The organism is Litoreibacter ponti (genome assembly GCF_003054285.1).
GTDB classification, from domain to species: Bacteria; Pseudomonadota; Alphaproteobacteria; order Rhodobacterales; family Rhodobacteraceae; genus Litoreibacter; species Litoreibacter ponti.
Genome location: NZ_QBKS01000001.1, coordinates 589192 through 607735, shown reverse-complemented (window position 1 = coordinate 607735; position 18544 = coordinate 589192). Strand labels below are relative to the sequence as shown.

General features: G+C 61.9%; 15 protein-coding genes. 6 read left to right on the top strand and 9 right to left on the bottom strand.

The features are described from left to right. The first annotated feature begins 120 nt into the window (after positions 1-120). From hemB to C8N43_RS03135, 4 genes are all read left to right on the top strand, one after another. Positions 121-1122, top strand: a complete 1002-nt coding sequence (gene hemB, locus C8N43_RS03150) for a porphobilinogen synthase (RefSeq protein ID WP_107844216.1) — start codon at positions 121-123, stop codon at positions 1120-1122. Continuing rightward, positions 1119-1484, top strand: a complete 366-nt coding sequence (locus C8N43_RS03145) for a hypothetical protein (RefSeq protein WP_107844215.1) — start codon at positions 1119-1121, stop codon at positions 1482-1484. The genes hemB and C8N43_RS03145 overlap by 4 nt, the downstream gene beginning before the upstream one ends. Before the next feature lie 119 nt (positions 1485-1603). Next, a complete protein-coding gene (locus C8N43_RS03140) occupies positions 1604-2161 on the top strand; it encodes a lipid-binding SYLF domain-containing protein (RefSeq protein ID WP_107844214.1) in 558 nt (185 codons plus the stop codon). 455 nt (positions 2162-2616) lie between these two features. Beyond that, positions 2617-4224 carry a caspase family protein gene (locus C8N43_RS03135; RefSeq protein WP_107844213.1) on the top strand — a complete coding sequence of 536 codons (1608 nt, stop codon included), beginning with the start codon at positions 2617-2619 and terminating at the stop codon, positions 4222-4224. 3 nt (positions 4225-4227) lie between these two features. Here the strand turns inward: C8N43_RS03135 and C8N43_RS03130 are convergent, their stop codons facing one another. After that, positions 4228-5103 carry an NAD(P)-dependent oxidoreductase gene (locus C8N43_RS03130; protein WP_107844212.1) on the bottom strand — a complete coding sequence of 292 codons (876 nt, stop codon included), beginning with the start codon at positions 5101-5103 and terminating at the stop codon, positions 4228-4230. A gap of 112 nt (positions 5104-5215) precedes the next feature. On the opposite strand from C8N43_RS03130, the gene C8N43_RS03125 reads away from it, so the two are divergent. After that, complete coding sequence (locus C8N43_RS03125) at positions 5216-7681, top strand: penicillin acylase family protein (protein ID WP_107844211.1); 2466 nt, start codon at positions 5216-5218, stop codon at positions 7679-7681. After that, complete coding sequence (locus C8N43_RS03120) at positions 7678-8217, top strand: histidine phosphatase family protein (RefSeq protein ID WP_107844210.1); 540 nt, start codon at positions 7678-7680, stop codon at positions 8215-8217. Before C8N43_RS03125 ends, C8N43_RS03120 begins: the two co-directional genes overlap by 4 nt. Positions 8218-8226: 9 nt before the next feature. Here the strand turns inward: C8N43_RS03120 and C8N43_RS03115 are convergent, their stop codons facing one another. From C8N43_RS03115 to C8N43_RS03080, 8 genes are all read right to left on the bottom strand, one after another. Next, entirely contained in the window at positions 8227-8643 is a 417-nt protein-coding gene (locus C8N43_RS03115; RefSeq protein ID WP_107844209.1) for a DUF2177 family protein, read from the bottom strand. Positions 8644-8712: 69 nt separating this feature from the next. Next, entirely contained in the window at positions 8713-9978 is a 1266-nt protein-coding gene (gene hflX, locus C8N43_RS03110; protein ID WP_107846216.1) for a GTPase HflX, read from the bottom strand. Positions 9979-9994: 16 nt separating this feature from the next. Continuing rightward, the gene (gene hfq, locus C8N43_RS03105) at positions 9995-10234 is read right to left on the bottom strand and encodes an RNA chaperone Hfq (protein ID WP_107844208.1); all 240 of its coding nucleotides are present in this window, start codon (positions 10232-10234) and stop codon (positions 9995-9997) included. A gap of 137 nt (positions 10235-10371) precedes the next feature. After that, on the bottom strand, positions 10372-11847 hold the full coding sequence (locus C8N43_RS03100; RefSeq protein ID WP_245912890.1) for a TrkH family potassium uptake protein: 1476 nt from the start codon (positions 11845-11847) through the stop codon (positions 10372-10374). Between the two features lie 72 nt (positions 11848-11919). Then, entirely contained in the window at positions 11920-13296 is a 1377-nt protein-coding gene (gene trkA / locus C8N43_RS03095) for a Trk system potassium transporter TrkA (protein WP_107844206.1), read from the bottom strand. An 80-nt stretch (positions 13297-13376) separates the two neighbouring features. Further along, entirely contained in the window at positions 13377-14798 is a 1422-nt protein-coding gene (ntrX, locus tag C8N43_RS03090) for a nitrogen assimilation response regulator NtrX (RefSeq protein WP_107844205.1), read from the bottom strand. Between the two features lie 26 nt (positions 14799-14824). Beyond that, positions 14825-17083 carry a sensor histidine kinase NtrY-like gene (locus tag C8N43_RS03085; RefSeq protein WP_107844204.1) on the bottom strand — a complete coding sequence of 753 codons (2259 nt, stop codon included), beginning with the start codon at positions 17081-17083 and terminating at the stop codon, positions 14825-14827. A gap of 84 nt (positions 17084-17167) precedes the next feature. Then, positions 17168-18541, bottom strand: a complete 1374-nt coding sequence (locus C8N43_RS03080) for a response regulator (protein ID WP_107844203.1) — start codon at positions 18539-18541, stop codon at positions 17168-17170. Positions 18542-18544: the final 3 nt, after the last annotated feature.

Here is an 18544-nt window from a genome sequence, read left to right as displayed (position 1 = left end):
CGTGTGCGCGCACCCTAAAAGCCGAATGCGGCAATGGAAAGGCCAGCCATCGCGTCAATCGCTTGAGTGGCGAGATTAATCATGCCACCACTGTCAAACCAACCTGACAGAGACCTGCCCATGCCCAACCCGATCACCGCCCCGTTCCCCGCCACCCGGATGCGGCGTCTCAAACGCAGCGCGGCGCTGCGCGGGCTTGCGCAGGAAAACGTGCTGACGGTGCAAGACTTGATCTGGCCGGTTTTCGTCATGGATGGCGAGGATGCTCAGACGCCCGTTCCCTCCATGCCCGGTGTCGCGCGCCTGACCGTGGACCATGTCGTGGAAGCCGCGCGGGAGGCCCATGATCTGGGCATCCCCGCGATCTGCCTGTTTCCCTACACCGATCCCAAGCTGAAGACCCAAGGCTGCGAAGAGGCGTGGTCGCGCGACAACCTGTCCAACCGTGCGACCCGCGCGATCAAGGCGGCGGTGCCCGACATCGCAGTGATGACCGATGTCGCACTCGACCCCTACAACATCAATGGCCATGACGGCATCGTGCGCGACGGCGTGATCGTCAACGACGAAAGCGTCGAGGCACTGGTGAAAATGGCACTGGCGCAGGCGGAGGCTGGCGCAGATATTCTTGGCCCCTCCGACATGATGGACGGCCGCATCGGCGCGATGCGCACGGCACTGGAAGCAGCGGGCCATCAGGACGTGGCCATCCTGAGCTATGCCGCCAAATACGCATCCGCCTTCTACGGCCCGTTCCGCGACGCGGTCGGCGCATCCGGGGCGCTGGTGGGCGACAAGAAAACCTACCAGATGAACCCGGCCAACTCCGACGAAGCCCTGCGCCTCGTGGGCCGCGATCTGGCCGAGGGCGCGGATATGGTCATGGTGAAACCGGGCCTGCCCTACCTCGATATCTGCCGACGGGTGAAAGATCAGTTCGGCGCGCCCACCTATGCCTACCAGGTGTCCGGTGAATACGCGATGATCATGGGGGCCGGGGCACAGGGCTGGATCAACGAAGAGCAGGTGATGATGGAGAGCCTGATTGCCTTCAAACGCGCGGGCTGCGACGGCATCCTGACCTATTTCGCACCGCGCGTCGCGCGCCTGCTGCGCGGATGAGTTTCGCGCCGGGTCAGGTCTGGACCTATCCCGAGACAGAAGACGTTCCGCAATTGCTTGTCACCATAGGCCGGATCGACAGCGCCGAAAGCCTTGGCGCAGACCCCGGCAATTCTGATGTGATCTCCGTCAGCCTGCGCGCGGCGGACGAAGACTGGCCTTCGGTCGGGCATCTTCCTTTCGCGGCGCCCGCGCTGGAGGGCGGCGAATTGGTAATGGAGGACGCAACGTTGCCCGATGGCTTCACAGAGGGCTACGAGACATGGCAGGCTGCGTTCCGTCAAGGTGACGCCGGGGTGTTCACGATCGGTCCCGCAGCGGCATTCGCCACCGTGCTTGAAGCCCTGTCCGCGAAAGAGTGATCGGCAAAGCCTCGCTCAAAGGCTCAATTTGCGTGACATTTCGCCAATTGCCCCGTATTTAGTGCGTAAGGCCCAAAAGAGGCCCAAGGCAGAGCATAAATAAAGATATAGGCGGACCCATGAGCATTCTTTCCCGGCGCAATTTTCTTGCGGCATTTGGCAGCGCAGGCCTTCTGGCGGCGTGCGGCAACGGCGTGAACAGTCAAGGCAGCGCCCGCATCGACGCCCGCGTCGATAGCGCGTTCGACTTCCTCTACAACAATGTCGGTGGCTCCACCGATCTCGCCAACAAGGCCGCGGGCATCTTGATGATGCCGCTCGTATCCGAGGCAGGCTTCGGCGTCGGCGGCTCCTACGGGCGCGGTGCGCTGCGGGTCAACGATGTGACGGTGGATTATTACTCCGCCACCGCTGCGAGCTTCGGCTTCCAGATCGGGGCGCAGCAATATGCTCACGCGCTTTTCTTCATGACGCAGGACGCGCTGTCCGAATTCCGCCGCTCCCCCGGCTGGACGCTGGGCGCAGATGCGCGCTACGCGGTCTCCAACGAGGGCGGCAATTTGAGCGTCGACACAACGACCGCCCTGACCCCGGTCATCGCAGTGGTATTTGGCCAGGCCGGGCTGATTGCCGGCGCCACAATCGAAGGCAATAAGTACACGAGGATCATCCCGTAAGGGCCTCTTTCTGAAGAACTTTCATGTTTTCTGATGAGCGTTGTGACCGTCTGTATTGCGCAGGAAGGTAAATTTTGGACGGCTATGTCGAACCTCTTCGCCTAGAAATCCGCGTACAGCCGGACGTCGCGCAGCTCTATGTCGTGCGCTGTATTCCGCCACCGGTTAAAGCCACAAGGTGAGCTCAAGATCGATGAGGGCACAGGCGAAAGCCGTGTTCAAAATGGCTGGTGGACCCTGATCTGCAGGTCGGGCGGCCTCATTTGGTCGTCCCGACCGACAAGACATCACTGGTTGCTGGCGTCCATGGCGTGGGACGCCGACACGGCGCAGTGGATTGTCAACGATATCGGAATGAACAGCCTCAAAAAACGCTGAAGACACGCTCAGCGATCGTGCTTGGAAAAAAGGCGCAAGCCGTGTTACCTTGCGTCAGTGTATTTTAGGTTTTTGATATGTTGCGCGCCAGATTTCTAAGGCTGTGTCTTTTCGTCCTGTCTGCCGCCTTTATGGTCGCAGCCCCTGTTCTGGCGCAGCAGAGCTCTGGTGGCAGGGTTGCTTTAGTCATTGGCAACGCGGGATACACGAACGTCCCTGAGCTGAAGAACCCGAAGAACGACTCCGAAGATATCGCGGATGCCCTGCGCGATGTGGGCTTCGATGTGACGTTGCAGACCGATCTTGACCAGGCCGCGATGCTGGACACCTTGAGAGGGTTTCGCAGGCGCGCGCAGAAAGCCGATGTCTCCCTGATCTACTTCGCAGGGCACGGGATCGAGATTGATCGCCAGAACTACCTCTTGCCCGTCGATGCGGTGCTGGAAACGGACTCGGACATCAATTTCGAAGCCGTCGATCTCGATACCATGATCTATGCAGCAAGCGGGGCCGAACAGCTGAGCATGGTGATCGTGGATGCCTGCCGGAACAACCCGTTCGAGGCCTCGATGAAGCGCACCAATGCCAGTCGCGCCGTCGGGCGTGGGTTGATTGCGGTCGAACCCTCCAAGAACACTCTGGTGGCCTATGCAGCCAAGGAAGGCACGACTGCCGCCGATGGCGCAGGGCGCAACAGCCCGTATGCCGCCGCGCTGATCAAATCGCTTAAGGCCCCCAAGCTGGAAGTCGGGTTGATGATGCGTCAGGTCCGCGACGACGTGTTGGCCTCGACGGCTGGACGGCAGGAACCCTTCGTCTACGGCTCACTTTCGGCGGACAAGATCTACCTCAATGATCCGAATGCAGATGCAGGCGGCACCGAATTCGTCGTACTGGATGATGGCGTCAAGGACGTGCCCGACACCAATGCGGGTGAGATCGTTTTCTGGAAATCGATCTCGGAAGAACATGCGGTCGAGGAACTGAATACCTACCTGAAGCTCTACCCCAACGGCTTCTTCGTGGAACTGGCCCGCGCGCGGATCAAACGTGCCGGTGGGCAGGTCCTGAGCCCGCAAGAGCCCGAACAGCGGCTCGTGCCGAACAATCCCACGCCCGATATTCAGGTCGAGCGCAAATTGACCCGAGAAGAAACCGTCGAGCTGCAAGAGCGGCTGTCTGTTCTAGGCCACAATCTGGGCCGCGCGGATGGCGTCGCAGGCAAGCGGACATTATCGGCGATCCGCGCCTTTGAGCGTGATGAGCAACGGCCCATCCTCGGCCTCGCGTCTTGGGCCGTTCTCAACGCTCTGCGCGAAAAAGTGACCGAGCCTCAGCTCGTCGGATGGCGCGCGGCACAAGTCAAACGTGCAAAGCCTACGCCACCTAAAAAAGTTAAGGCTAAGCCCAAGTCCACGCCAAAAAAAGCGGCCGCACCAAAGAAGGTGGTCGCGCCAAAAGCTGTCGCAGCGCCAAAGCCGCAAGCGCCGCCTAAGGTCGCAACTCCGGCCCCTACTCCCGCGCCAAAGGCCACGCCCGCGAAAAAGAAGAAGCTCACGGCGGGTGACCGACAGTTCTGCGCAGCAAACAGACAGTGCGGCACGAGAGAATGCAAAATCGGCAGCGTCATGAAGGGTGGACGAAACTGCCGGTTCTGCGCGCGGTATTACGAGCGGTGTCTCTAGGAATTACCCATCCAAAGCCCGCAAGCGCTTGATTAGCGAGGAGGTGTCCCACCGTCCGCCGCCGAGTTTTTGCACGTCCTTGTAGAATTGATCCACCAGCGCGGTGACGGGCAAGGACGCGCCGTTCTCGTCGGCGGTATCGAGGCAGATGCCAAGATCCTTGCGCATCCAGTCCACTGCGAAGCCATGGTTAAATTCGTCGTCGATCATCGTCTCGTAGCGGTTGGACATCTGCCACGACCCCGCCGCACCTTGGGAAATCACCTCGACCACCGCCTTGCCATCCAGACCGGCCTTGTCGGCGAAATGCAGCGCCTCGGACAGGCCCTGCACCAGGCCTGCGATGCAGATCTGGTTGACCATCTTGGTCAGCTGGCCCGCGCCGTTCTCGCCCAGTCGTTTACAGGCCTTGGCATAGGTGTCGATGATCGGCTCGGCGCGATCGTAAGCCCCCTGATCGCCGCCACACATGACGCCAAGCTGGCCGTTCTCGGCCCCCGCTTGCCCGCCGGAGACAGGCGCGTCGACGAAACTGATCTGCTTCTCATCGGCCAGCGCATAAAGCTCGCGGGTGACCTTGGCCGACACGGTCGTGTGGTCGACAAAGATCGTGCCCGCAGACATGCCCGCAAAGGCGCCATCGTCGCCCAGACAGACCGAGCGCAGATCGTCATCGTTGCCGACGCAGGCCATCACGAAATCCGCGCCCTCGGCGGCATCGCGCGGGGTCGGCGCAAAGCGCCCGCCGTGCTCAGATGCCCAAGCCTCGGCTTTGGCGGTGGTGCGGTTGTAGACGCAGACCTCGTGGCCCGCCTTCACCAGATGCCCCGCCATCGGGTAGCCCATGACCCCCAGCCCCAGAAAACTTACCTTAGCCATGCGCGCGGCCCCTTCATCTGTTTGATTATGCCTGCCAACCGATGTAACGACGAGGGCCATGGCGTCAAGCAAAGGGGCGTCAGAGTGTGGGTTCGCTAGGGGCTTTGCGGCGATGGGTTTGCTCTTCAAATGGACGTTCCGGCTGTTCCTGCTGGTCTCCGCTTTGGCGGTTGCGGCCCTGCTGCTGGTCTATTATTTCGCCTCCCGCTCGCTGCCGGATTACGATGCCAGCCACACCGTCCCGGGCCTGTCGGGCGAGGTGGAGATCATCCGCAACACTGCCGGCGTGCCCCATATTTTTGCCGCCGATGACAATGATGTCTTCTACGGGCTGGGCTTTGCCCATGCGCAGGACCGTCTGTGGCAGATGACCATGCTGCGCCGGACGGCCCAGGGCCGCCTATCAGAGCTGTTCGGCGCACGGACGTTGCAGATCGACAAGTTGATCCGGCGGCTCGATCTATACGGGCTTGCGCAGCGCTCGGTCGCGGCGCAGGACGCATCGACCCGATCGGCGCTGGAGGCTTATGCGGCGGGGGTCAACGCCTGGCTTCGCATCGTCAACCAAGAGGCCTTGGGGCGCGGCGCGCCGGAATTCTTCATCTTCTCGCCTCAGATTGCGCCGTGGCAGCCGGCCGACAGCATCGCAGTCGTCAAGATCATGGGGTTGCAGCTGTCCGGACACCTGGAAGAAGAGGTGATCCGGGCGCGCGCATCCCTGTTATTGCCGCCAGAGCGGGTGCGGGACCTGTTGCCCGATGCCCCTGGCGCGGGCATCGCGGCGCTGGAATATGCCAGTCTTTTCGAAGGGGCCGCCCTGCCCCGCTACGCGGCCAATACCACCCCGCCGAAAGACCCGATTTCGCCCGTGCCGGACCGCGGTCTCGCCGGGGCCTCGAACGCCTTTGCCGCGGCTCCTGAGCGGTCTGCCGCAGGCGGCACGCTTCTGGCCAACGATCCCCATCTGGGTCTCTCCGCGCCGTCGATCTGGTATCTCGCGCGGCTGGACCTCGCGACCGGTGGGGTCATGGGCGGGACCATTCCCGGCATGCCCATTGTGCTGAGCGGCCGCTCTGACAAGGTGGGATGGGGCGTGACCTCTGCCTATGTGGACGATCAGGATATCTTCATTGAGCGATTGAACCCCGACGATCCCGAGGAATACGAGACGCCCGAAGGCTTCAAATCGTTCGAGACCCGCCAGAGCATCATCCAGATCGCCGACGCCCCGTCCGAGACGATCACAATGCGCTGGTCGGAAAACGGCCCAGTCCTGCCCGAGACCCAGTATAACCTCGGCGCGATCACGCCTCTGGGTCATGAGGCGGCGCTTGGCTGGACATTGCTGACGGATCAGAACACTTCGATCCAGGCCGGGTTGAAAATCATGCGGGCCCAGAGCAAGGAAGAGGTCATAGCGGCGGCCGAAGACTACGTTGCCCCGGCGCAAAACCTGACCATCGTCGACGAGACCGGGATCGCGATGAAGACCATCGGTCACATCCCGCAGCGCGATGTGCGCCACCAGAGCGAGGGCCGGATCCCTGCCCCCGGCTGGATCGAGACGAACCGGTGGCAGGGTGTTATGCCCTACGGCACCAACCCCGAATTCATCGACCCAGATGGCGGCATTCTGGGCAACACCAACAACAAGGCGGTCGACCGCCCCTTTCCCAACCATGTCAGCCACCATTACGGCGACACGCAACGGGTGCAGCGTTGGCGGCGGCTCATGCTCAACCGTCAGGTGCACACGCGCGACAGCTTCGTCGAGGCGCAGCTGGACACGGTTTCTTTTACCGCGCGCGCACTATTGCCGCTGATTGCCGCCGATCTGTGGTTCACCGGCGAGGCCGCGCCCGATGGTTCGCCCGAACGCCGCCGCCAGCGCGCGCTCGAATTGATGGCGGGCTGGAACGGCGAGATGTCAGAGCATCTGCCCGAGCCGCTGATCTACGCCGCATGGCTTCGGGCATTGCAGACACGCCTGATCCGCGATGAGTTGGGGCCACTGGAAAGCGAGTTCTCCCATGTAGAGCCGCTGTTCATCGAACGCGTATTCCGCAACGCCGACGGCGCGAATGTCTGGTGCGATGTGCTGCAGTCGGCACCGAAAGAGACTTGCTCGGATATCTCGCGTTTCGCGCTGGATGATGCGTTGGTCTGGCTCACCGAAAAATACGGCCCCGCCATCGAAAGCTGGCGATGGGGCGACGCCCATGAGGCGACCCATGACCATCAGGTGCTGGGAACCATCCCTTTGCTGTCGGCCTTCGTGAATATCCGCCAAAGTACCTCCGGCGGCGATAATACGCTGATGCGCGGGCGGACCTCTGGAAAGGGCGCTGACCCGTTCCAGAATGTGCACGCCGCTGGCTATCGCGGTGTCTATGATTTCGGGGACCCGGACAGCTCGCTCTTTATCCTGTCGACCGGGCAATCGGGCCATCCCCTATCGCGCCACTACGACGATCTTGGCGTGCTGTGGCGGCGCGGCGAATACATTCCGATGTCGCTCGACCCCGAGCTGGCTCGCGCTGGTGCGCTCGGCATCACCAAACTGGTCCCTGCCCCATGAGCAAGATCCACTTGATCCGCCACGGGCAGTCCGAGTTCAACGCGGCCTATACCGGCAACGGTGATGTCATGATCTTCGATGCGCCATTGACCGAGCGTGGCCACACGCAAGCCAAGGCAACGCGGCATAGGGTGGCCGATCTGGGCATCGAGACGGTCATTTGCTCGCCGCTGACACGCGCGATCCAGACCGCACGCCATATTTTTCCAAGCACAGCAATGCATGTCCATCCCGAGACTCGCGAGCATTTGGCCCATAGCTGCGATGTGGGCGTGCCTCCGGCACAACTTCAAGCGACCTTTCCCGATATGGAATTCGACCATCTGCCCGAGGTCTGGTGGCATCAGGGGCCGCTCAACGCCCTCGGTATCCCTGTGGAGCCCTGGGACGTTTTTGATGCCCGCATCGCCCGCCTTAAAGCGGAGCTGCACGCCTGGAAGGGCCGCCCGCTGGCCGTGGTTTGCCATGGGCATGTTATCCGCGGCCTGACCGGGATCACCCCGGACAATTGCGATATTGTGGAGCTTGAAGCCTAGACCGCCCGTCTAGCCAATCGAGCGGGTGATGGCGACGCCCGCCGTCGCAGCAGTCCCGGTCAGCGCGATGCCCCAGAAGAAATCGGTCAGCGTCATGGTCCAGTTCCAATCCTTCATCACCGACAGGTTGGTGAATTCATAGGTGCCATAGCCAAGGGCGCCCAGAAACGCGGCGGTGCCGAAGACCCAGAGCAGGCTCTTGTCGCCGGTCATCGCGGGCATGGAGACGAACCACAACACGCCAACGATATAGAAAGAGTAAAACATCAGCGCCGGGCCAAGCCGGGGGCTGTCGAGGATCAGGTCGGGGATGAACCGCTCGAAGGTCGGCTTGATCAGATAGCTCAGGCCCAGATAGTCGAGCGCGAGAAAGACCGCGAAGGTCGAGATGTAGAGAATGGCAATCGTGGCGGCGGACAGGGTCATGGTGGAGGCTCCTTTGAGCGGCTAACCCCGTGGGGGCGCAAATGGTTGCGGCACCGTGTGAATTCACCCCTAGAGTTTCTCGAATTGTCCCTTTTGGGTCGCAGTCCAGGTGACGGTCAGCTTGAAGCCATCCTCGGTCTGCTCTTCGTGATCCACGACCTCTTGCCCAAACAGCCAAGCCCGCGCGCGCCCGTCCGAGAAGTCGAGCGTGATCTCTTCGGTGGTCGAGCCCGCCCGCAAATGCGCAGCCGCACGCGCAAGCAAGTCGTCCAGCCCCGACCCGTCCAGCGCCGAGGTCAGGAAGATCGCCTCATCGCGCTCCGCCTTGTTGCGCGCGGTCTCGAGCGCGTCCGGCGCAAGGCGGTCGAGCTTGTTCCAGACCTCGAGCACCGGCACTTCGGGATCGACGCCGAGATCGGCCATGATGGCGCGCACGTCGCGGGCCTGGTTCTCGGTCTCCGGATGCGAGATGTCGCGGACGTGCAGGATCAGATCGGCGGACAGAACCTCTTCCAGTGTCGCACGGAAGGCGGCGACAAGTTGGGTCGGCAGATCGGAGATGAAGCCCACAGTATCAGACATGATGATCTCGAGCGCGCCGCCGTTGTCCAGTGGCAACTCAACCGAACGCATCGTCGGATCAAGCGTCGCGAAGAGCATGTCCTTGACCAGAACCTCCGCTCCGGTGAGCCGATTGAACAGCGTCGACTTGCCCGCGTTCGTATAGCCGACCAAGGCCACCACCGGGTACGGCACCTTGGCGCGCGCGGCGCGGTGCAGCTCGCGCGTCTTCACGGTCTTTTCCAGCTGGCGGCGGATGCGGGTGATCGCTTCGTCAATGGCGCGGCGGTCGGCCTCGATCTGCGTCTCGCCCGGCCCGCCCACAAAGCCCAGCCCGCCGCGCTGGCGCTCGAGGTGGGTCCAGGCGCGCACCAGACGGGTGCGCTGATAGCTGAGCGCGGCAAGCTCGACTTGCAACACGCCCTCCCGCGTGGCGGCGCGGTCCGAGAAGATTTCGAGGATCAGCCCCGTGCGGTCGAGGATCTTCACCTTCCACTCGCGCTCGAGATTGCGCTGCTGCACGGGGGTCACCGGGCCGTCGATCAGCACCAGTTCGATCTCTTCGTCCTTCAGACGCTGTTTCAGCTCTTCGATCTTGCCGGTGCCAAACAGCGTGCCGGCGCGAGTCTTGGGCAGCGGCGTGATTTCAGACCCGATGACCTCCAGCCCCGGCAAAGCGGCGGCCAGCGCCACAGCCTCGCCCAAGGCGAACTCGGGCAAGCGGCGACGCTCGGCGGTCTTGATGTCAGGGTGGATGACCCAGGCGCGGGTCAGGCCAACATCTTCGGTCTCAAGAATTATCTTCACCGTCGTAAAGGTTGATCGGCTGCGACGGCATGATTGTGGAGATCGCGTGCTTGTAGACCAGCTGGGACTGGCCGTCGCGGCGCAACAGGACGCAGAAGTTGTCAAACCAGGTGATCACACCCTGTAGCTTGACCCCGTTGATCAGAAAAATGGTAACGGGAATCTTGGTTTTGCGAACGTTGTTAAGGAATGCATCTTGCAAATTTTGCTTATCACCGGCCATGTTTTATTGCCTTATTTCTTGCGCTTATGGTGCGGGTGCCCCTTTGGGAGAGGCGTTAACTTTGATCGTGGGCGCAGTATGTCGAGTGATTTGGGAAGTTTCCACCCCGAAATGTTCCCCGCTCGGCGAAGGTGCGCCTAGCCGCGCCAGAACTCCGGGTTGAACAGGGCGATGATCGCCAGCGTCTCCATTCGGCCCAGCACCATGGCCGCGATCAGCACGGCTTTGGCGGAGCTCGTCAGGTCGGCATAGGTCGTCCCGCCCTCAATGGCGACCGAGGCGAGCGGCCCGGTGGTCGAAAGCGCCGAAATAGCAAAGATCACCGCCTCTTCGAAGGCGAGGCCGGTGGCGGCCAGAAGCACCGTGATTGCCGCGACGGTGATGGCGAAGAGCATGAAGAAGATCCACGCGATAAATGCGCCCTCCCGGCGCACTTCGCGGCCCAGTCGCCCCCCGGCCCCGATCGAGTTCGGGTGTACGAGCCGCTCCATCTCGCGGATGCCATGCTTGTAGAGCGCGTAGAACCGCAACAGCTTCACCCCGCCCGCCGTTGTCGCGACCCCGCCGCCCATGATGGCGAGCCCGGCAAGTACGAGGCCCGGTGTCGGAAGCCCCGACCACGCCCGCGCGGTTTCCCAGTCGGCGCTGACAAATCCCGACGTCGTCAGAAAGGACAGGACCGTGAACACCGAACCCCAAAGCGCGCGCAGGGCCGCGAGAATGTTTTCCTCCTCGTTCACCTCGAAGGCACCCACGAAGTGGCGCAGCCATAGGAACAGCGGCACGACGATGACAAAGACCGTGGCCATGCGCATCTCGCGATCATCGCCCAACGCAGGCAGATAGTCCTTGTTGAAGGGCAGCGCGAGGGTCTGGCGGGTCACGGCGAGCGCCAGAAACACGAAGATCACCATCTCCAGCGGCAGCGACAGGCCCAGCTCTGTCGATGCCAGAATGCCGCTCGTCGACAGTGTCGCCAGCGCCACCATCAGCGCGGGAAAGCCCGGAGCGCCCGCCACCACCTGAATGAGCCACAGAACCGCGGTCGCCCCGACATAGAGCGGGATGAATTTCAGCGCGAACCGCCCGATGCGGGCGTTCGCATCCTCCGAGCGGGTGAGGTGCACGCCAGAGCCTGGGCGCGCGGCCCCGTCGCGCCCCCCGGGACGCATCACCTCGAACCCGCCAAGGGTCATCGGGGCCAGGATCGCAATTGCCGCGAGGATCATCAGGAAGCCGCCCATCCATGCCACGATGCCCCGCCATAGATGCAGCGGGTCGGGAATGATGCGCGGGGTGTCAAAAATCGATGCGCCCGTCGTCGTCAGGCTGGAGACCATCTCGAAATAGGCGTTGAAGAAGGACATGCTCGGGCGCGCCTCGTGCAACGGAACGGCAAGCATGACCGGCAGCAGCAGGAAGGCCGCGACCAGCGTCAGCAACTGACTGCGGGCGACACGCCGCACCGAGCGGTGCAGCGTCGCGAGCCCGATCAGCACCGACAACACCCCAAACAGCACAGCGCCATAGACAAACGGCTGCCCGACGCGGTGCAGATCCAGCGAATAGGCGTGGATCGCGGGTGCAAGCATGGCGGCCGCACCGATTGCCATCAGCTGCACAAAAAGCGGCAGCCGCAGTGGCCAGGGCGTATCCTTATGAAGCGTCTGGGCCCGCATCGCCGACTAGAAGAAGTCCACCGAGACCTGCAAGAGCCGCTCGACCTCGGGCACCTCGGACGCCATGGCAAAAATCACGATGATGTCGCCCTCTTCGATCCGGGTGGATCCGGTCGGGCGCACGACCTTGCCGCCCTTTTCGATCGCGCCCACAAGCGCGCCTTCAGGAAAGCCCACATCGCCGAGCCGCTGGCCGGCCATAGGCGAGGTCGAAAGCACCTGCGCCTCGATTACCTCGGCCTCGGCATCGCCGATGGAGTAGATCTGGCGCACCCGCCCGTGGCGGATGTGGCGCAGGATCGAGCTGACGGTCGTGGCGCGCGGGTTGATATAGGCGTCGACGTCGAGCGGCTCCATCAGGGGCACCAGTGTCGGGTCGTTGACCAGCGCAATGGCCATGGGACAACCTTCGGCCTTGGCGCGCACGGCGGCGAGCAGGTTCGTTTTGTCGTCATCCGTTACGCACAGAACGGCGTCGGCGCGCGTGATGTTGGCCTCCGCCAACAGGTCCGCGCTGAGGCCGTCGCCATGCAGCACAATGGTGCGCTCCAATGCGTTGGCCGCGCGCTCCGCGCATTTGCGGTTCTTCTCGATCATCTTGGCACGCACCCGTTCCGTGCGCGCCTCCAGCGCCTTGGCCACGGCAAGTCCGACATTGCCGCCGCCGATGATTACCACGCGTTCCTGCTTCGACTGGGTCTTGCCGAAAATCTCCATCGCGCGGGGCACGTCCTCGCGGTGGGTGCAGAGGTAAATCTGGTCCTTGTCGTAGAGCTGATCACCGGGCTCTGGCGCAAACAGCGTGCCTTCGCGGCGCACGCCTACGACGATGGCGCGCAGGGTCGAGAACAGGTCCGTGAGCTGGCGTAGGGGCGTGTTCAGGACCGGGCAGTCTTCGTCCAGCTGGATGCCCAGAAGCTGGGCCTGGCCCGACAGGAAATTCTCCGTGTCAAAAGCAGCGGGGTCGGCGAGGCGCTGCAAGGCGGCCTCCGCCACTTCTTTTTCGGGGCTGATCACGACATCAATCGGCATGTGGTCACGACGGTACAGGTCGGAATAGATCGCGGTCAGGTAGCTTTGTGAGCGCAGCCGCGCGATCTTGCGCGGGATCGAGAACACCGAATGCGCCACCTGACAGGTGACCATGTTCACCTCGTCGGAAAATGTGGCCGCGATGATCATGTCGGCGTCCCGCGCCCCTGCCCGGTCCAGCACGTCTGGGTAGCTGGCAAACCCGGTGATGCCCTGCACATCCAGCGTATCCGTGGCGCGGGCCACCAGTTCGGGGTTGTTGTCCACGACGGTGACGTCGTTTTTCTCATTGGAGAGGTGGCGCGCAATTTGCCAGCCAACCTGCCCTGCCCCGCAGATGATTACCTTCATGTGGTCCGGTCCTGGGTTACACGAGTGTTAAGGCATGGCAGATGGGTCTGGCGCGGTCAATTGGCAAGCGCTGGCGCCCTTCAGTCCGATCCCGTCGCGGCCATATCCTCGTCCTGCACCTGCGCTATCCGTGCCCCCGCCTTGTTGGAGGTGACCACACCCAAGGATTTCAACTTCCGGTGCAGCGCGCTGCGCTCCATGCCGACGAATGCCGCGGTGCGAGAGATATTGCCGCCGAAGCGGTTGATCTGCGTCATCAGGTATTCCCGCTCGAACAGCTCACGCGCCTCGCGCAGCGGCAAGGTGGCAAGGTTGCCGCCGATGGTCACGCCAGAGCTGCTTTCGCCCTCGCCGCCCGATTGCGGAAGCTCGCGCGCCTCGATCTCGCCCTTGTCGGGACCGAGGATCAGCACCCGCTCGATCACGTTCTTGAGCTGGCGGATATTGCCGGGCCACTGCATGGTTTGCAGCAGCGTGACGCATTCATCGCTGAGGGCGCGCAGTGGAAGGCCCTGGGATTTGTTGAAGTTGTCGATGAAGTGCCCGGCCAGCCCCGGAATGTCCTCGCGCCGGTCCTCAAGGCTTGGCACGTGGATCGGGACCACATTCAGGCGGTGATACAGCTCTTCACGGAACCGGCCTGCGTCGATCTCCGCGCTAAGGTCGCGGTTCGTGCTGGAGATGACGCGCAGGTCGACCCGCACCTTGTCATTGCCGCCAACCCGTTGAAATTGCTGCTCGACCAGAACGCGCAGAATCTTCGATTGGGTGCCAAGCGGCATATCCGCGACCTCGTCGAAGAAGATGATCCCGCCATGGGCCTGCTCCAGCAGACCGGGTTCGACCCCGCGCTCGCGGCTTTCGCGGCCAAACAGCACTTCTTCCATGCGCTCCGGCTCGACCGTGGCGCAGTTGACGGTGACGAAAGGCGCATGGGCGCGGTTGGAGTTGGCGTGGATGTAGTGGGCGGCCACATCCTTGCCCGCGCCTGCACCGCCCGTCAGCATCACGCGACCGTTGGAGCCGGTGACCTTGTCGAGCTGGCTTTGCAACGCTTTGAAGGCCGAGCTTTCGCCGACCATCTCGGCGCTTGCGACCTCGCCGCGTTTAAGCTGATTGTTCTCCCGGCGCAGGCGCGACGTCTCCATCGCGCGGGTGATGACCACCATCAGCTGGTCGATGTTGAAGGGCTTTTCGATGAAATCGTAAGCGCCCTGTTTGATGGCGGCGACGGCGATCTCGATATTGCCGTGGCCCGAGATGATCACCACCGGAATATCGGGGTTGTCGCGCTTGACGTGCTTAAGGATATCGATCCCGTCCATCGCACTGTCCTTGAGCCATATATCGAGGATCATCAGCCCCGGGGGCTCGGCGTTCAGCTCCGCCATGCATTGCTCCGACGTGCCGGCCAGCCGGGTGGTGAAGCCTTCGTCCTTGAGGATGTCCGAGATCAGCTCCCGGATGTCCCGCTCGTCGTCCACAATCAGAATATCGCCCATATTTCTGCTCCTTGTGCGTTCGGCCCTCAGGCCACGTTTTTGCGTTTTGCAGCCGTCAGCCGCGGCAGCACGATCACCGCCTGCGCGCCGACATGGCCGCTGTCGTCGAACGGGGCAGCATCTCGCAAATTCAAGCTACCGCCATGTTCTTCAATGATTTTCTTCACGATCGGCAGGCCAAGACCCGTCCCCTTGGCCCGCGTGGTCACATAGGGCTCAAAGAGCCGTGCGCGGTCTTCGGGCAGGCCAATGCCGTTGTCCGATATCGTGATCGTGACTTCCTTGGGACCGGTCATGACCTCAAGCTTGATTTGCGGCTGATGACCGGGATGCGGTTTGTCCTCCACATAGCTCTCGATGGCTTCGCCTGCGTTTTTGATCAGGTTCGTCAGAGCCTGCCCAATCATGGTCTGGTCCAGTTCCGCGAGGATTTGCGGCTCGTCTGCTTCCAGACTTATCTCGACGCCGGGTTGGCCAGATTGCTGCAAGACCACGGCATCTTTCACGAGCTTCATCAGATCGATTTCGCGCAACTCGGGCTCCGGCATGCGCGCAAACTTGGAAAACTCGTCCACGATCCTGCGCAGGTCCCCGGTCTGTCGGATGATCACGTCGGTATATTGCTCCAGCGCCTCCAGCTCGTCGCCCGCAAGCGGGGTAAACTTGCGTTTGAGCCGCTCGGCGGAGAGTTGGATCGGCGTAAGCGGGTTCTTGATTTCATGCGCGATCCGTCGCGCCACATCGCCCCAGGCGGCCATCTTCTGTGCGCTTACCAGTTCGGAAACGTCATCGAAGGCCAGCACGTAACCTTCCAAATGACCTTCTTCGGACCTGCGCGTCGCGATGCGCACCAACAGGCTTTCAAGCTGTCCGCGCCGGGTGATCTTGATTGCCTCTTGGGCGGTTTCATTGCCGGATTGCGTCAATTGCCGCAGGACCGGTGCGAATTCCGGTACGAGGTCGGTGAGGCCTTGCGTGACTTCCGCGTCTTCGCCGAGGTCAAGCAATCGGTGGGCCGAGCGGTTCATGAAGGTCACGCGCTCCTCGGCGTCGAGCCCGATCACGCCCGCGGTCACGGATGAAAGCACGGAGTCAAACAGTCTGCGCCGCCGCTCGATCTGCTCGGTGTTGCTCAAGAGCGTGTCACGTTGAACTTTAAGCTCGCGCGTCATTTGATTGAAAAGACGACCTAAAAGAGCGATCTCATCTTCGCTTTTTGCCTCGACAACCTGCACATCCAGATCCCCGGCCCCAACGCGCTGCGCTGCGGATGCCAATTGACCAACGGGGCGCGCCAGCCGCTCCGCGAACCACAGGCCAAGCCAGATCGCGGCGAGGATCAGGATGACCGCAAACCCTAGGTAAATCAGCCCAAAATCGAGCAGCAGCCGACCGCGATCGCTTTCCAGTTGCTGATACAGGCGCACGGTTTCCTGAGTCTGATCGAGCAGGCTGAGAATGTTCCCATCGACCGTCCGGCTCACATATATGTAGCGGTCCGGATAGGCGCTCAGACGCATAAGCGCGCGGAATTCATTGTTCGACCAGTCTTCGATGATCACAGGCTGATTGTTTTGCGCCTGATCAAAGGCGGCTTGCGGAACGGGCTCGAAATCAAACCGGTAAGAGCGGTTGCCGCGCGCCTTAAGCTCACCGGCCCCGTCGACCACGAAGGCTTCCTTCAAGCCGCGCTGCACCTGTTCCTGCACCTGTGTCAGCACCTGACGGATGTCAGAATCGGAAATGAAATTAGTGGTTTGACGGGCGATATTAAGGTAGCCTGCAAGTCTGATCGTGTCGTCGGACAGATCATCGCGCTGCTCTTGCTCATAAGCCTGCGCTGCCGCCAGCGAGTTACCCACCACATTGCTGACCCGGTCTGAGAACCAGCCTTCAAGACCGAAATTCAGCGTCACCGTTGCGAAGACGGCCACCAAGATTGTCGGGATAAGTGCGACAAGCGCGAAGACACCCGTCAGCCTAAGGTGAAGTTGGGACCCCGCAGATTTCTCGCGCCGTGATGCAACGATCTTACCGACCTTTTGTGCAATCAACGCTGCGACCAGCAGCACATAGACCAGATCCGCGAGAAGAATGAACCGAATGCCGCTTGAGGTTGGATCTAACTCAGCTGGACCAAGCCCCAGATACGTGACCACGGCAAGGATAGGCCCCATCGCCACAAGACCGAGCGTCGCAATATTACGTACCCGGCGCAGCTTGCGCACTCGATTCAGCCTATCCCAGGATGCCGCCCGTGGCCGCACCCCATCTTGGGTTTTCATCTGCTTTTACCGCCTTGCCACGCATCGTTGATGTGATCGTCACGCCGTCCCTGCGGCGCAATCGTCACGGTGACTGTTGCGGTTTTACATCAACTTACGGCGGCGTGTCACGCGAATATCGAGATCGGTCACCTTTTTTCTCAAGGTATTGCGGTTGATGCCAAGCAAATCGGCACATTTGGCCTGATTTCCCCCTGTCGCCTCGAGTGCGATCTCGATCAGGGGAAGTTCGACCTCACGCAAAATGCGCTGATAAAGCCCCGGTGGCGGCAACACTCCGCCGTGCAGATCGAAATAGCGCCGCAAGTGGGACGCAACCGATGCGGACAGTTTCTCCGCCGGGCCACCCCCCATCAGTGGCTCGATCTCGGGCTGGTTTCCCAGCACGACTTCAACATCCCCGCGCCCTATCTCAGTCTCGGCCGCGGTGACGATCAACCTGCGCACCGTATTCTCTAACTGGCGAACGTTACCGGGCCATGAATACGCGCGGATCATTTCCAGCGCATCTTTCGAAAATCTGCGCGAAGGAGCACCGTCGCGTTCAGCCTTTATCAAGAAATGGTCCGTAAGAAGTGGGATATCTTCAACCCGCTCGCGTAAGGAGGGCACATTCACCGTCACACCGCCCAGCCTGTAAAACAGGTCCTGGCGAAAGATCCCCGCCTCCATCTTGGCCATCAGATCCTGCTGCGAGGTGGCCATGACGCGCGGCGCGTCATCCGTCAGGCTATCGAGCATTCGAACGACACGCGCCTGCGCATCTTCAGACAGGTCGGACACCTCGTCGAAAAGGATCGAACCACCGCGGGCGCGCGACAGGATAGTTGCGGGCCCTTCCATCGACGCCAGATCGGACGGCGTCGCAGTCACGAAAGGAAGATTACGTCGGTCAGAAAAATCGTGGATCGCCCGGGCGATCAGGCTTTTGCCAGTGCCGCTTTCGCCTGTGATCATCACGGCGAGGTCCGTGTTCATCACGCGGGCAACCAAGCGGTAAAGGGCCTGCATGGCTGCTGTGCGCCCGATCAGGGGCAGATCGTCGCCGTCCCCTGCGTCCTCGACCGCGGGCTTCGGCACCGAAGGCGCCACGCGTTTGGTATCCAAAGCGCGCGCCGCCCGTTTCATCAGATCCGGGAGGTCGAAGGGTTTGGGCAAATAGTCATAGGCATCAGCCTCGGTCGCTTGAATCGCCGTCATGATCGTGTTCTGCGCGGAAATGATGATGACCGGCAATGCGGGACGCTTGTCCTGGATCGCGGGCAGCATCTCCAGCCCATTTCCATCGGGCATCATCACGTCCGAGATCACGAGGTCACCCTTGCCCTCCCCGACCCACCGCATCAGCGTGGTCAGCGACGATGTCGCATGAACCTTGCACCCTGCCCGGGTCAGGGCTTGCGTCAAAACGGTGCGAATGGTGCGGTCGTCATCGGCGACCAGAACGGTTCCGTCCATAGA